Source organism: Methylococcus mesophilus, assembly GCF_026247885.1.
Lineage (GTDB): Bacteria > Pseudomonadota > Gammaproteobacteria > Methylococcales > Methylococcaceae > Methylococcus > Methylococcus mesophilus.
The window spans coordinates 4,284,823-4,298,392 of sequence record NZ_CP110921.1 but is presented as its reverse complement, the minus strand read 5'-3'; the positions used below and the strand labels follow the sequence as shown (position 1 = coordinate 4,298,392).

The following is a 13,570-nucleotide window of genomic DNA, read 5'->3' as shown; positions in this document are numbered from 1 at the left end:
CTCGGGATGAATCCAGGCATCGCCCCCCAAACCTTCGTACGCTGGTTCCGCGGCGCCGCACCGTACATCCATGCGCACCGGAACCGCACCTTCGTCGTCAGTTTCGGCGGCGAAGCCCTTACCGACGGGCGCTTCGCCGAGCTGGTCCATGACTTCGCGCTGCTCCACAGCTTAGGGATCAAGCTGGTGCTGGTGCACGGCACCCGCCCTCAGGTCGAGCGGCGCCTGCGCAGCCGCGGTGCAGAACTGCGCTACCACCAGGGTCTGCGGATCACGGACGCGGCCGCGCTGGAATGCGTGCAGGAGGCCGCCGGCGCCGTGCGGGTCGAGATCGAGGCCCTGCTGTCGATGGGCGCTGCCAATTCACCCATGGCCGGAGCGCGGATCCGAGTCGCCTCGGGCAATTTCGTGGTCGCCAAGCCCTTAGGCGTACGCGAAGGCGTGGATTTCGGCTATACCGGCGACGTGCGCCGCGTCGACGCCGGCGCGATGCGCCGGCTGCTGGATGAAGGCAGCGTCGTTCTGGTCTCCCCGCTCGGCTATTCGCCCACCGGGGAAATTTTCAACCTCAGCGCCGAGGAGGTGGCGACTGCCGTAGCCGGCGCCATGGGGGCCGACAAGCTGCTGTTGCTGATGGAACAGGCCTGCGCCGATCCGGATGGCCGGATGATCCACCAGATCACGGTGCAGGAGGCCGAGCGCCTGCTGGAACGGGCCGGCTCGCTGGAGTCGGGTGTGGCCGCGCATCTGGCAGCCGCCATCAAGGCCTGCCGCTCCGGCGTGGCCCGCGCCCATCTGCTCGATCGCCACATCGATGGCGCCCTGCTGCTGGAACTGTTCACCCGCGACGGCGTCGGCACCCTCGTCAGCGCCAATCCGTTCGAAGAGTTGCGCCCGGCGCGCATCAACGACGTGGTCGGCATCCTGGACCTGATCCAGCCGCTCGAACAAACCGGCGCCCTGGTGAACCGCTCCCGCGAACGCCTGGAAACCGAAATCGAGGATTATGTCGTCATCGAGCGCGACGGCCTGATCGTGGGCTGCGCCGCCCTGCACGAGTTTCCGGCCGAGGCCTTGGGCGAATTCGCCTGTCTCGCCCTGCACCCAGACTACCGCGGCGAGAGCCGCGGCGAAAGGCTGCTGGAATTCGTCGAGCAGCGCGCGCGCAAGCTCGGCCTGGCACGGCTCTTCGCGCTGACCACCCAGGCGATGCAGTGGTTCCGCGAACGCGGCTTCGAACCCGCCTCGCCCGCGGACCTGCCCGCGCAGCGGCGTGCGAGCTACAGCCCAGAACGCAACTCCCAGGTGCTGATCAAGACGATCAGGCCAGCCGAAATTCCCAGGAAAAGCTGAGCGCCCATGCCGGATTCAGGAACGCTGCGCCTCCTCCACATCACCGACTCGCACATCCTGCCCGACCCGGAAGCGCGGTTTTACGGTGCCGACAGTGCGGCCACGCTGCGCGCGGTCATCGATCATGCGAACCGGGACCGCTTCGACCTGATCCTGTTCACCGGCGACCTGACGCAGGACCCGGTGCCGCAAAGCTACCGGAGGCTTGCCGAGCTTTGCGCCGGACTGCGGGCGCCTTGCTACTGGCTACCCGGAAATCACGACGAACCCGCGCTCGCGCGGCGGATTCTGGACGAAACGCCGCTGCTGAACGAACCCGTGATCCGGAAGGGCCCCTGGCTGATCGTCTGCCTGGACAGCACCGTGCCCGACTCGGCTGGCGGCTCCTTGTCGGAAGAACAGCTCGCCCTGCTTGAGCGGACGCTGAGCCGCCATCCGTCGCTTCATACCCTGATCGCCCTGCACCACCATCCCGTCCCCAGCGGGAGCGCCTGGATGGATACGATGATCCTGGACAATGCCGGTGAATTTTTCGCCGTGCTGGGCCGGCACCCGCAGGTAAAGACCATCCTGCACGGCCATACCCACCAGGTTTCGGACTTCGAAATCGAAGGAAAGCGGGTATTCGGCACACCGTCCACCTGCATCCAGTTCAGGCCTGCCAGCCGGACCTTCGCGCTGGATGAGGAGCAGCCGGGCTACCGCTGGCTCGAACTGGGGCCGGAAGGGTCCGTCGCAACAGGAATCTGCCGCGTCGCAGTGCTGACGCCCCCCCCACCGGGGTCGGACAGCGCCTGAGCGCCCGCCTGCAATGCACGCTGCAGTTCGCCCAAGGCCTGACGGTAGACTTCCCGTTTGAAGTAGACGACGTCGCTCAAGGGATGCCAGTAATCGACCCAGCACCAGCGGTCGAACTCCGGGCGCTCGGAACAGTCCAACCGGATGTTGGCTTCGGCACCGGTGAGGCGCAGGATATACCATATCTGCTTCTGGCCGATGCACAGAGGATAGGAGCGACGGCGGATGAAGCGTTCCGGAAGCTGGTAGCGCAGCCAGCCCTTGGTGCGAGCGATAATCTCGACGTATTGGCGTTCCAGCCCAACCTCTTCGTAGAGTTCCCGGAACATCGCGGCATCCGGGTCTTCATCGACCTTGATGCCGCCCTGAGGAAACTGCCATGAACGCATGCCCGCCCGGCGCGCCCAGAACACCCGGCCCTCGTCGTTGCTGAGGATGATGCCGACATTCAGGCGATAGCCCTCGGCATCGATCATATCTCCCGCTAATCCGCCCATTGTCTCCAACTGGTATACTGTTCCCGGTCGCAAGTGACTTAGCGTCGTTTCGCCCGCCGCCGACCACACACCCCGCACCGGCCCAAGAGCCCTGCGCGAAAGCCTCGACGGCTGTTAGCAGTACACCGATGCGAAATCCCGTTAATGTATTTGGAATGTAAAGGAAACCCGTGACTCTGGCAATATTCGACCTCGACAATACGTTGCTTGCCGGCGACAGCGACTACCTGTGGGGCCGCTTCCTGGTGGACAGGGGCATCGTCGATCCAGAGGCCTACGAAGCGGCCAATGCCCGATTCTACGAAGCATACAAAAACGGCACGCTGGATATCGGCGAATTCCTGGCGTTCGCTCTGCGCCCGTTGGCGGAAAACGAACCCGAGCAACTGTTTCGCTGGCGCGAGTCGTTCGTCGAAGAAAAAATCCTGCCGATCGTGCAGACCCCAGCCCGGGATCTGGTCGAACGGCACCGGTCGGCGGGCCACACGCTGCTGGTCATCACTGCCACCAACCGCTTCGTGACCGAGCCCATCGTGCGGCTCTACGGCATCGACAACCTCATCGCCACCGAGCCCGAGTTCCGCGAAGGCCGCTATACCGGGCAGGTCGAGGGTATTCCATCGTTCCACGAAGGCAAGGTTCACCGGCTGTCGGCATGGCTGGGGGACAACGAGGGCTACGATCTGGCCGACACGTGGTTCTACAGCGATTCGCACAACGACATTCCCTTGCTCTCGCGGGTGGCCCATCCGGTGGCGGTGGACCCCGACCCCACCCTGCGCCGCACGGCCGAGGAGCGGGGCTGGCCGGTCATCAGCCTGCGAGCCGCCTGAGTTCTCTTCAGCCTTTCCGGATCAGGAAGAGGTGCGCGCCGGTTTCTTCGGCATATTCGACGAGATCGTGTCCCGCCTGTTCGAGGTAGACTCCGAAATCGAGGACTGACGCGGGATCGGTCGCCCGCACCCGCACAGTCTGGCCACTGCCCATGAGCTGCAGGGTTTTTTTCAGGCGCAGCAGCGGCAGCGGACACATCAGCCCACTGGTATCCAGCTCCTGGTCTATGGTGATCATGCTCTGACTCCGTTATACATGTTCCCATTTTAACAAAAGCCCACCCCATGGATTACCTGCCGATTTTCCTCAAGCTTTGCGGCGCCCCCTGCCTAGTGGTGGGAGGCGGGGAGGTCGCCGGTCGCAAACTCGGCCTGTTGCTCGAAGCTGGCGCAGCGGTCACCGTGATCGCCCCGGCGGCCGACGCAGCCATCGTCGAAATGGCCGAAGGCGGCCGCATCCGGCTGCGCGCGAAAACCTTCGAGGCGGCCGACAGCGAAGGTTTTCGGCTGGTCATCGCGGCGACCGACGATCGCGAGGTCAACGCTGATGTCGCAGCCGCCGCGCGGGGGCGCGGCATCCCGGTCAACGTAGTCGATTGCCCCGACCTGTGCGACTTCATCTTCCCTGCCATCATCGACCGCTCCCCGGTGGTGATCGCGGTATCCACCGGAGGCGCCTCACCCGTCCTGGCCCGGCAGCTTCGGACCCGCATCGAGGCTTGTATTCCGTCCCGTTTCGGGACTCTGGCCCGGATCGCCGGCGGACTGCGCGACCATATCAAGCGAGCTATCCCCGACGCCCGCACGCGCCGGCATTTCTGGGAGCAGGCGCTGCAAGGCCCGGTCGCGGAACTGGCGCTGCAGGGACGCGCGGAAGAAGCCGAGATGCTGCTGCTCGAGGAAGCCGAAGCCTCCGCGAAACAAGGCGGGCCTTCGCCGGGGTCGGTCGCGCTGGTCGGCGCAGGCCCCGGCGATCCGGATCTTTTGACCCTGCGCGCCTTGCGGCTGATCCAGGAGGCGGACGTCGTGGTCTACGACCGTCTGGTTTCGCCAGAGATATTGGCGCTGGTGCGCCGCGACTCGCGGCGCATCTATGCGGGCAAGGAGCGCAGCCGCCATAGCATTCCCCAGGACAGCATCAACGAGCTGCTGGCAAATCTGGCCGCCGAAGGCAACTGCGTGGTCCGCCTCAAGGGTGGCGATCCGTTCATTTTCGGCCGGGGCGGCGAAGAGATCGAAACCCTGATGGCGCGCGGCATTCCATTCCAGGTCGTCCCCGGAATCACGGCGGCGGCAGGATGCGCCGCCTATGCCGGCATTCCCCTCACCCACCGCGACCATGCCCATGCCTGCGTGTTCGTCGCCGGCCACCTGAAGGATGGAACCCTGCAGGGCCTCGACTGGCCCCACCTCGCCCGGCCCCATCAGACCGTTGTGGTCTACATGGGCCTGCAGGGACTACCGCAAATCTGTGCCGAGCTGATCCGCCACGGCGCGCCGCCGTCCCGCCCGGCCGCGCTGGTCCAGCAGGGCACCACCCGCGACCAGCAGGTAGCGGTCGCCACGCTGGAAACGCTCCCTGCCAGGATCTCGGACTCGGAGGTCAAGGCGCCCACTCTCGTCATCATCGGAGACGTGGTGGAATTGCGGGAAAAACTCGCCTGGTACCGCAACCGGAAAGAATGAGGAAGGAACGTCCGGAAATGGCCGTTAGGAGCGGAGTATCAGCCGGCGGAGGGATCTTCCTCGCCGTTCCGATATTCGGACGACTCCTCGGTGTCGACCGACTCTCCGGGAATGGCGTAGTCCTCGTTGGCCCAGCCGCCCAGATCAATCAGCTTACAACGTTCGCTGCAAAACGGCTTGAATTTCTGCGTTTCGGTCCAGGGCACCGGCTTGCCGCATTGGGGGCAACGCACGACGGTGTAAACGCGCGACATCGGTGGAAGCTTCAGAGCAGGCAGGCGGTCAACTGGAAAGGCACGTTCTCGCTGCACTGCACGGGACGCTCGTTCGGAAGGCCGGTCAGGAAGCGGACCGTGAAGCGGTGCTTGCCGCCGCTGATTTCCGCGAAATAAGGCAGCTCGATCGGCACCGCGACGCGAAGCAGTTGGACTGCCGCGGCATGGTCCAGATTCTTCTGGAAGAATCCGCCATGGGCGGTTTCCCAGATGCCTGCGGCACTGTCACGGAGCAGACCGAGAATGAGTCCTATCCCCTCCTGCACGGAACGGAAGCTGTCCAGCCATTCGGTGGCCTCGTTCCTCCGCCGCTCGGCATCCCGCTCCAGCCAAAAATGGTAGCCTGGCAAATCGAACGAACAGGTGCCGCCCGGAATCGCCGTCCGCTGCGCGACCGATTTGAACAGCTCGTTCTCCATCACCTGAAAGCCGATCCGTCCGCTGTGGCCGTAGATGCGCTGGCCGGCGGAATCGAGCTGGCCGAGCACCGAGCTCAACGCCTCCTGGTCGATGTGCTGGTTGCCCTGCATCTTGCCCAATGCCCCGCCGAGCCGGTCGAGCTCCTTGAGCATTTCCGACTTGATGTCGTTCCGGCTGAGCAGGGCGACGATCTCGTTCAGGGTCGCCACGACCGCGCGGCAATCCCAGACCGAACCGCCCTGGGCGAAATGCCTGGCTTGACGGAACAATTGCTCCAGGCGCAGAAACAAGCGCATCCGTTCGTTTAACGGAAACTCATAAACGATTTGATTCTTCAAGTTCGGGAAACCGGTCGGATTTGGGATACGGGGTAAGCCCGCGAGATCGTCGGACCGGACAATCGGTCGACGGCGTCATTGTCAACTTTGGCCTCGATTAGTCAAGCCGCAGCGAGAAGGCTGTAACGCCGGTGCAGGACATCCACTTCCGCCTCCAGGCTGGCCGGATCGGCGGCGTTGACGATGACGTCGTCCGCCGCCGCCAGCCGCTCGCTACGGGATACCTGGGCAGCCATGATGGCACGCACCTCCTCGGGCTGCAGACCGCTCCGCCGAACCACCCGTTCGATCTGCACGGTCTCCGGGCAATCCACGACCAGCAGGCGGTCCACGAACCGGCGCCGACCTGTCTCCAACAGCAGGGGAACACACAACAGGCAGTAGCTGCCTGTCGCCCCCAGCACCAGACGCGCGAGTTCGGCATAGACCAGGGGATGCACGATCCCCTCCAGGCGCCTGCGGGACTTCGGTTCGGCGAAGACGCGGCGCCTCAGCGTCGCCCGGTCGAGTCTGCCGTCCGCACCGAGGATGTCGCTGCCGAATGCCCGGACGACGCCCTTCAGAGCCGGCTGCCCCGGCTCCAGCAGCCGGTGCGCCACTGCGTCCGCGTCGAACACCTCGAGGCCGCGCGCCGCGAACATGCGGGCAACCGTGGATTTGCCGGCACCGATGCCGCCCGTCAAACCGACCACAAGCATTTTTACGCTAGCCTCCGACACTGGCCCAGCGCCAGTAGACATCGTTGAGTGCGTTTCCCCACAGCAGGGCGATCCAGCCGCCAGCCGCCAGAAACGGCCCGAAGGGGATCGGGGTATCCCTATCCTTTCCGCCCACCGCCAGCGCAATCGAACCGATCACCGCCCCGGAGATCGATGAGAACAGGATGATCACCGGCAGCATCGGCCAGCCCAACCAGGCTCCCAGCATCGCGAGCAGCTTGAAGTCGCCGAAGCCCATGCCCTCGCGTCCGGTCAGCAGCAGAAAACCGCGATGCACCGTCCACAGCAGGAGATAGCCGGCAACGGCGCCGTACAGCGCCGTCTCCAAGGTACAGAAGAGACCTTGGGCGTTCAGCAGCAGCCCCAGCCAAAGTATAGGAAGCGTGATGTTGTCCGGGAGCACTAGGTGATCGAGATCGATGAAGGCCAGTCCGATCAGGCCCGCCGTCAGGCCGGACGCGGCCAGAGCTTGCCAGGACGCGCCGAAATGCCAGGCCACCGTGGCGAACAGCACCCCCGTGAGCATCTCGACCAGAGGATAACGCCAGGAAATTGCCGTGCCGCAGGCGGCACAACGGCCGCGAAGCCAGAGATAGCTGAGCAGCGGGACATTCTGCCAGAACCGGATCGGCGCCTGGCAATGCGGACACTGCGATCCCGGCCTCCACAGATTGTATTCGGGCTCACCGGAAGGGTGCTCAACACCGGGCTCGAGAAATTCCCGGCACTCCCTGCGCCAGGTCCGTTCCATCATCAGCGGCACGCGATGGATGACCACGTTGAGAAAACTGCCGATGATCAGTCCGAACAGGCCGCAGAGCGCGATCAACGCCAGCCCCTCCGGAAACAAAATAAAGTCAGTCAAGATTACCCCTTCAGACGACGGAACCCAGTTTGAAAATCGGCAGATACATGGCGATCACGAGCCCCCCGACCAGCACACCCAGAACCACCATGATCAAAGGCTCGAGCAGGCTGCTCAGCGAGTCCACGGCATTGTCCACTTCTTCCTCGTAGAAATCGGCGACTTTCGACAGCATGCTGTCGAGCGACCCCGATTCCTCGCCGATCGCCACCATCTGCATCACCATGTTGGGGAACAGGTTGGCCTGGCGCATCGACATCTGGAGCTGCTGGCCGATGGATACGTCTTCGCGCATACGCATGACCGCCTCGCCGTAAATGATGTTTCCGGTCGCGCCCGCCACCGACTGCAGCGCCTCGACCAAGGGTACGCCTGCCGCGGACATGGTGGACAAGGTCCTGGCGAAGCGGGCGACGGCGGCCTTGTGCAGAATGGCGCCGACAACCGGCACTCCCAGGGCCAGCCGGTCCAGCAGATGATTGAACGCCGGCGAACGTTGCCGGGCCTTCACGAACGCCGTCGCCGCGACGCCCAGCGAGCCGAAGGCCACGTACCACCAGTCACGCAGCCAGCGCGAAAGATCGATCACCAGTTGGGTGAAGGCGGGCAGGTCGGCACCGAAGCTCTTGAACAGGTCCTCGAAGGTCGGCACCACGAAAATCAGCAGGATGGAAGTCACGATCACCGCAACGACGATCACCGCGATCGGATAGGTCAAAGCCTTCTTGATCTTGCCCTTGAGGGACTCGGTTTTTTCCTTGTAATCGGCCACCTTGTGCAGCAGGGTTTCCAGCACACCGGCCTGTTCGCCGGCCCTGACCAAGTTGCAGAACAGCTCGTCGAAATGGACCGGGTGCTTCGACAGCGCATCCGCCAGGGTCGTGCCGCTCTCGACGTCTGCCTTGATCCCCAGGAGGAGATCCTGCATGGCCGGATTGTCGTGGCCGCGGCCCACGATTTCGAAAGCCTGCACCAGGGGCACCCCGGCCGACAGCATGGTCGCGAGTTGGCGGCTGAACACCGCGATGTGCTTCGGCGTGATCCTCTTGCGCGGACCGCCGAACAGCGGCTTGGGCTTCCTTTTGATCTTGACGACGCGGATGCCCTGCCGTCTCAGCTCCGCGCGCGCGGTGATCTCCGACCGGGCGCTGACTTCGCCCTTGGTCCGGCTGCCGTTCCTGTCCAGGCCCTCCCAGACGAACAATACGGTTTCCTGGCTCGCCACCCTCTCAGTCTCTCGTCACACGGTCGATTTCCTCGAGGCTGGTGACACCCGCCCTCACCTTCTTCAAGCCGGACTCCCTCAAATCCGCGATGCCCTCCGCGTGCGCCTGCTCGGTCAGGGCCATCACGTTCCCACCCTCCAGGATGATGCGGTTGATTTCCTCCGAAATCGGCATGACCTGGTAGATGCCGACCCGCCCCCTGTAGCCCTTCACGCACTGCTCGCAGCCCACCGGTCCGTAGAGCGTGAAATTGCCGATGTCTTCCTCCCGGAAGCCGGACGCGAGCAGAACCTCGGGCGGAACCTTCTCCTCCCGTTTGCAATGTGGACAAAGCCTGCGGGCCAGCCTTTGCGCCATGATCAGGAGCACGGAGGAGGCGATGTTGAACGCCGGGATCCCCATCTGCATCAGACGGTTCAAGGTCTGAGGGGCATCGTTGGTGTGCAGGGTCGAAAGTACCAGATGGCCGGTCTGGGCCGCCTTGACGGCGATCTCGGCGGTCTCCAGGTCGCGGATCTCGCCGACCATGATGATGTCGGGATCCTGGCGCAGAAACGCGCGCAGCGCCTCGGCGAACGTGAGGCCGGTCTTGTAGTTGACGTTGACCTGGTTGATACCGGGCACCGTGATTTCGACCGGGTCCTCCACGGTAGAGATGTTGGCTTCGACGCGATTGAGCAGGTTCAGGCCGGTGTAGAGAGTGACGGTCTTGCCGCTGCCGGTGGGCCCAGTGACGAGAATCATGCCATAGGGCTTTTCCAGGGCGCGGAGGAAATTGTCCCGCTGCTCCGGCTCGAATCCGAGCATCTCGACGCCAATCTGGGCCGAACCGGGATCGAGGATACGCAACACGATCTTTTCCCCGAACAACGTCGGGCAGGTATTGACGCGGAAATCGATGGCGCGGGAGCGCGACAGCGTCATCTTGATGCGGCCGTCCTGGGGAATCCGGTGTTCCGCGATGTCCATGCGCGACATCACCTTGATGCGGGCGCATATCTTGATCCCCAGCGCCGCCGGAGGATTCGCGACCTCGTGCAGGATGCCGTCGTGCCGAAACCGGATGCGCAGGAATTTTTCGTAGGGCTCGATATGGATGTCCGACGCCCCTTTTCGCACCGCGTCCAGCAAGAGCCGGTTGACGAAACGCACGATCGGCGCATCGTCGATGCCGGAAACTTCCGGTTCGGCGTGCGAGCCTTCGTCGTCCCCGGCAGTGATCTGGAGACTGTCCAGGTCCTCTTCGAGCAGTTGCTTCAGGCTGGTGTCGGCCGCGTCCAGGACCGCTTCGATGCAGCGCGAAAGCTTGTTCTCCTCGACCAGGATGCAATCGGTGACGAGACGGGTCTGGAAGGTGATTTCGTCCAGACCCAGAAAATTGGTCGGATCCGAGGCCGCGACGAAGAGATGGTTGCCCCGCCGCAGCAGGGGCAGGATGTGATGGCGGCGAATCAGCTTCTCGCTGACCCACTGGGTCGGGGGAATGTCGAAGACGACCGCGTCCAGGTCGAGCAGCGGCAGCCCGAACTCCTGATGGGCGACCTGGGCGATCTGGAGACCGTCGAGGATCTTGTTGGAGACGAGATAGCTGACGAAAGGGGTCTTCTTCCGGCGCGCATCCTCGAAGTAAGCCTGGGCATCCGTCTCCGAAAGCAGCTGGGCCTTGACCAGGCTTTTCGCCAAGCCGCTCAGTTGCTGGACGCCGGAAACCGCGGCCATGTTCAGGCCGCTCCCCCGAACCCGCCCCGTTGTGACAGATGCGTGAGCATCACAGGGCCTGAATGCGTTCTTTCTGGGCGACGAGCGAAGCGAGGCCGGCCTGCAAATCGGCGAGGCGGGCTTTCTCCTTTTCCACCACCTGCGGCGGGGCCTTGCCCAGGAAGCTGGCATCGCCGAGCTTGCCTTCCAGCCGCGGCAGCTCCTTGCTCAGACGCTGAATTTCCTTATCCAGCCGCGTCAGCTCGGCCGCCTTGTCGATCAGCCCCCGCATCGGAATGAGGACGCGCAGATCACCCACGAGGGCGATCGCCGATTCCGGCTCGGCCTGACCCGGCGCCAGCCAGCTCAGGCTCTCCAGCCGCGCCAGTTTCTCCAGCAAGGGGGCCGAACGCTCCGACCAGACGCGGTCCAGATCGGTCCCGTGGCTCAGCAGCACCGGCAGCGGCTTGGCCGGAGCGAGGTTCATTTCCGCCCGGATGCGCCGCACGCCCAGGATCACGTCCATCACCCAGGCCATTTCGCGCTCGGCCTCGGGATCGGCCTGGGCAGGGTCGATTTCCGGATAGTTCCGCTGCATGACGGTCGGCGCGGACGCCCCCGTCAGCGGCGCCACCCTGGCCCAGATTTCCTCGGTGATGAAGGGCATGAACGGATGTGCCAGCCGCAGCAGGGCTTCGAGCACGCCCACCAGGGTCCGGCGGGTGCCGCGAGCGGCAGCCTCGTCGCCGGACTGGAGCACGACCTTGGCCAGCTCCAGGTACCAGTCGCAGTACTCGTTCCAGACGAACTCGTAGATGGCCTGCGCCGCCAGGTCGAATCGGTACTGGCCCACCGCCTCCGTCACGGTGCCGACGGCCGCCTGGAAGCGGCTGCGTATCCAGCGGTCCGGCAGGCTGTAGCTGCAGGCGCCGCCGCCCAGGCCGCAATCCTGCCCTTCGGTGTTCATCAGCACGTAGCGCGCCGCGTTCCACAGTTTGTTGCAGAAGTTGCGGTAGCCCTCGACCCGCTTCAGGTCGAAGCGGATGTCGCGGCCGGTGGAGGCCAGCGAGGCGAAGGTGAAGCGCAGCGCGTCGGTGCCGTAGGACGGGATGCCCTCGGGGAAATCCTGGCGGGTGCGCTTCTCGATCCGCGCCGCCATCTGCGGCTGCATCAGCCCCTGGGTCCGCTTCGCGACCAGATCCTGCAGGGCGATGCCGTCGATCAGGTCGATCGGGTCCAGCACGTTGCCCTTGGACTTGGACATCTTCTGGCCTTCGGCGTCGCGCACCAGCCCGTGGATGTAGACCTCGCGGAATGGCACGTCGCCCATGAACTTCAAGCCCATCATGATCATCCGGGCGACCCAGAAGAAGATGATGTCGAAACCGGTGACCAGGACGCTGGTGGGATAGAAGGTGTCGAGCTCGGGGGTACGCTCGGGCCAACCCAGGGTGGAAAATGGCCACAAGGCGGAGGAGAACCAGGTGTCCAGCACGTCTTCGTCCTGCCGCAGCGCGACGGACGCACCGAGGCCGTGCCTGGCCCGGACTTCGTCCTCGGAGCGGCCGACGTAGACTCGGCCCTCGCCGTCGTACCAGGCCGGGATGCGGTGTCCCCACCAGATCTGCCGGCTGATGCACCAGTCCTGGATGTTGTACATCCACTGGTAATAGGTGTTGCTCCAGTTCTCCGGCACGAAGCGGATACGTCCCTCCTCCACCGCCTTGATCGCCGGCTCGGCCAGGGGGCCCGCCTTGACGAACCACTGGTCGGTGAGGAACGGCTCGACCACCACGCCGGTGCGGTCGCCGCGCGGCACCATCAGGCGGTGCTCCTCGATCTTCTCGATCAAACCGAGTTCGTCGAGGTCGTGGACGATCAGGTCGCGGGCCTCGTAGCGGTCGAGGCCGTGGTACTTGGCGGGGACGTCCGCCAGCGGCAAAATCGCCGCGCTCTTGTCGAACACGCCGATCATCGGCAGCGCGTGGCGCACGCCGATGGCGTAGTCGTTGAAATCATGGGCCGGGGTGATCTTGACGCAGCCGGAGCCGAATTCGGGGTCGACGTAGTCGTCGCCGATCACCGGAATCTCGCGGCCGGTGAGGGGCAGCCGGATCGACTGGCCGATCAGGTGGCGGTAGCGCTCGTCCTCCGGATGCACCGCCACCGCGGTGTCGCCGAGCATGGTTTCCGGACGGGTGGTCGCCACCACCAGATGGCCGCTGCCGTCGGCGAGCGGGTAGCGCATGTGCCAGAGATGGCCCTGCTCTTCCTCGGACATCACCTCCAGGTCGGACACGGCGGTGTGCAGCACCGGGTCCCAGTTCACCAGGCGCTTGCCGCGGTAGATCAATCCCTCCTCGTACAGCCGGACGAACACCTCGCGCACGGCCTGCGACAGCCCATCGTCCATGGTGAAACGCTCACGCGACCAGTCCAGCGAGGCCCCCATGCGGCGGAGCTGGCGGGTGATGGTGCCGCCGGAGGTCTCCTTCCATTGCCAGACCCTGCCGATGAACGCCTCGCGGCCCAGATCGTGGCGGGTCTGGCCGCCAGCGGCGAGCTGGCGCTCCACCACCATCTGGGTGGCGATGCCGGCATGGTCGGTGCCGGCCTGCCACAGGGTGCGGTTGCCCTTCATGCGGTGGTAGCGGATCAGGAGGTCCATCACCGTGTCCTGGAAAGCGTGCCCCATGTGCAGGCTGCCGGTGACATTGGGCGGCGGAATCATGATGCAGTACGGCGCGCCCTCGCCCGCCGGGGCGAAGAAACCGGATTCCTCCCAGAGCTGATACCAGCGCTGTTCGATGGCGTGGGGTTCGTAGACTTTGTCCATGGATTTCAAGAAAGATGAGCGAAACC

At 64.6% G+C, this 13,570-nt stretch carries 13 protein-coding genes; 4 read left to right on the top strand and 9 right to left on the bottom strand.

The features are described from left to right. The first annotated feature begins 6 nt into the window (after positions 1-6). Both argA and cpdA read left to right on the top strand, forming a co-directional pair. Positions 7-1,353, top strand: coding sequence for an amino-acid N-acetyltransferase (gene argA / locus OOT43_RS20205; RefSeq protein WP_266022514.1), 1,347 nt, complete (start codon positions 7-9; stop codon positions 1,351-1,353). A 6-nt stretch (positions 1,354-1,359) separates the two neighbouring features. After that, positions 1,360-2,151: a 3',5'-cyclic-AMP phosphodiesterase gene (cpdA, locus tag OOT43_RS20200; RefSeq protein WP_266022513.1), complete on the top strand. Its 792-nt coding sequence runs from the start codon at positions 1,360-1,362 to the stop codon at positions 2,149-2,151. Here the strand turns inward: cpdA and OOT43_RS20195 are convergent. After that, the gene (locus OOT43_RS20195; RefSeq protein ID WP_266022512.1) at positions 2,052-2,627 is read right to left on the bottom strand and encodes an RNA pyrophosphohydrolase; all 576 of its coding nucleotides are present in this window, start codon (positions 2,625-2,627) and stop codon (positions 2,052-2,054) included. The genes cpdA and OOT43_RS20195 overlap by 100 nt on opposite strands. A gap of 191 nt (positions 2,628-2,818) precedes the next feature. On the opposite strand from OOT43_RS20195, the gene OOT43_RS20190 reads away from it, so the two are divergent. Then, positions 2,819-3,481: a histidinol-phosphatase gene (locus tag OOT43_RS20190; RefSeq protein ID WP_266022511.1), complete on the top strand. Its 663-nt coding sequence runs from the start codon at positions 2,819-2,821 to the stop codon at positions 3,479-3,481. Between the two features lie 7 nt (positions 3,482-3,488). On the opposite strand, the gene OOT43_RS20185 is transcribed toward OOT43_RS20190, so the two are convergent. Further along, complete coding sequence (locus OOT43_RS20185; protein WP_266022510.1) at positions 3,489-3,719, bottom strand: sulfurtransferase TusA family protein; 231 nt, start codon at positions 3,717-3,719, stop codon at positions 3,489-3,491. A gap of 47 nt (positions 3,720-3,766) precedes the next feature. Here OOT43_RS20185 and cysG point away from each other — a divergent pair, with 47 nt between their 5' ends. Then, positions 3,767-5,167, top strand: a complete 1,401-nt coding sequence (cysG, locus tag OOT43_RS20180) for a siroheme synthase CysG (protein ID WP_266022509.1) — start codon at positions 3,767-3,769, stop codon at positions 5,165-5,167. Positions 5,168-5,205: 38 nt separating this feature from the next. Here the strand turns inward: cysG and yacG are convergent, their stop codons facing one another. The 7 genes from yacG to OOT43_RS20145 form a co-directional block, all read right to left on the bottom strand. Next, the gene (gene yacG / locus OOT43_RS20175; RefSeq protein WP_266022508.1) at positions 5,206-5,421 is read right to left on the bottom strand and encodes a DNA gyrase inhibitor YacG; all 216 of its coding nucleotides are present in this window, start codon (positions 5,419-5,421) and stop codon (positions 5,206-5,208) included. 11 nt (positions 5,422-5,432) lie between these two features. Next, entirely contained in the window at positions 5,433-6,200 is a 768-nt protein-coding gene (gene zapD, locus OOT43_RS20170; RefSeq protein WP_266022507.1) for a cell division protein ZapD, read from the bottom strand. Positions 6,201-6,301: 101 nt separating this feature from the next. Continuing rightward, a complete protein-coding gene (gene coaE, locus OOT43_RS20165) occupies positions 6,302-6,898 on the bottom strand; it encodes a dephospho-CoA kinase (protein WP_266022506.1) in 597 nt (198 codons plus the stop codon). Positions 6,899-6,905: 7 nt separating this feature from the next. After that, the gene (locus OOT43_RS20160; RefSeq protein WP_266022505.1) at positions 6,906-7,784 is read right to left on the bottom strand and encodes a prepilin peptidase; all 879 of its coding nucleotides are present in this window, start codon (positions 7,782-7,784) and stop codon (positions 6,906-6,908) included. 10 nt (positions 7,785-7,794) lie between these two features. Beyond that, positions 7,795-9,009: a type II secretion system F family protein gene (locus tag OOT43_RS20155; RefSeq protein ID WP_266022504.1), complete on the bottom strand. Its 1,215-nt coding sequence runs from the start codon at positions 9,007-9,009 to the stop codon at positions 7,795-7,797. 4 nt (positions 9,010-9,013) lie between these two features. Then, positions 9,014-10,729, bottom strand: coding sequence for a type IV-A pilus assembly ATPase PilB (gene pilB, locus OOT43_RS20150; protein WP_266022503.1), 1,716 nt, complete (start codon positions 10,727-10,729; stop codon positions 9,014-9,016). A 49-nt stretch (positions 10,730-10,778) separates the two neighbouring features. After that, positions 10,779-13,544, bottom strand: a complete 2,766-nt coding sequence (locus tag OOT43_RS20145) for a valine--tRNA ligase (RefSeq protein WP_266022502.1) — start codon at positions 13,542-13,544, stop codon at positions 10,779-10,781. Between the last annotated feature and the right edge of the window lie 26 nt (positions 13,545-13,570).

Excerpts from the sequence above, each read along its gene's own strand:
- OOT43_RS20185 (WP_266022510.1), bottom strand. The coding sequence starts at position 3,719 with ATGATCACCATAGACCAGGAGCTGGATACCAGTGGGCTGATGTGTCCG.
- argA (WP_266022514.1), top strand. The coding sequence starts at position 7 with ATGAATCCAGGCATCGCCCCCCAAACCTTCGTACGCTGGTTCCGCGGC.
- cpdA (WP_266022513.1), top strand. The coding sequence starts at position 1,360 with ATGCCGGATTCAGGAACGCTGCGCCTCCTCCACATCACCGACTCGCAC.
- yacG (WP_266022508.1), bottom strand. The coding sequence starts at position 5,421 with ATGTCGCGCGTTTACACCGTCGTGCGTTGCCCCCAATGCGGCAAGCCG.
- OOT43_RS20145 (WP_266022502.1), bottom strand. The coding sequence starts at position 13,544 with ATGGACAAAGTCTACGAACCCCACGCCATCGAACAGCGCTGGTATCAG.
- OOT43_RS20195 (WP_266022512.1), bottom strand. The coding sequence starts at position 2,627 with ATGATCGATGCCGAGGGCTATCGCCTGAATGTCGGCATCATCCTCAGC.
- cysG (WP_266022509.1), top strand. The coding sequence starts at position 3,767 with ATGGATTACCTGCCGATTTTCCTCAAGCTTTGCGGCGCCCCCTGCCTA.
- pilB (WP_266022503.1), bottom strand. The coding sequence starts at position 10,729 with ATGGCCGCGGTTTCCGGCGTCCAGCAACTGAGCGGCTTGGCGAAAAGC.
- coaE (WP_266022506.1), bottom strand. The coding sequence starts at position 6,898 with ATGCTTGTGGTCGGTTTGACGGGCGGCATCGGTGCCGGCAAATCCACG.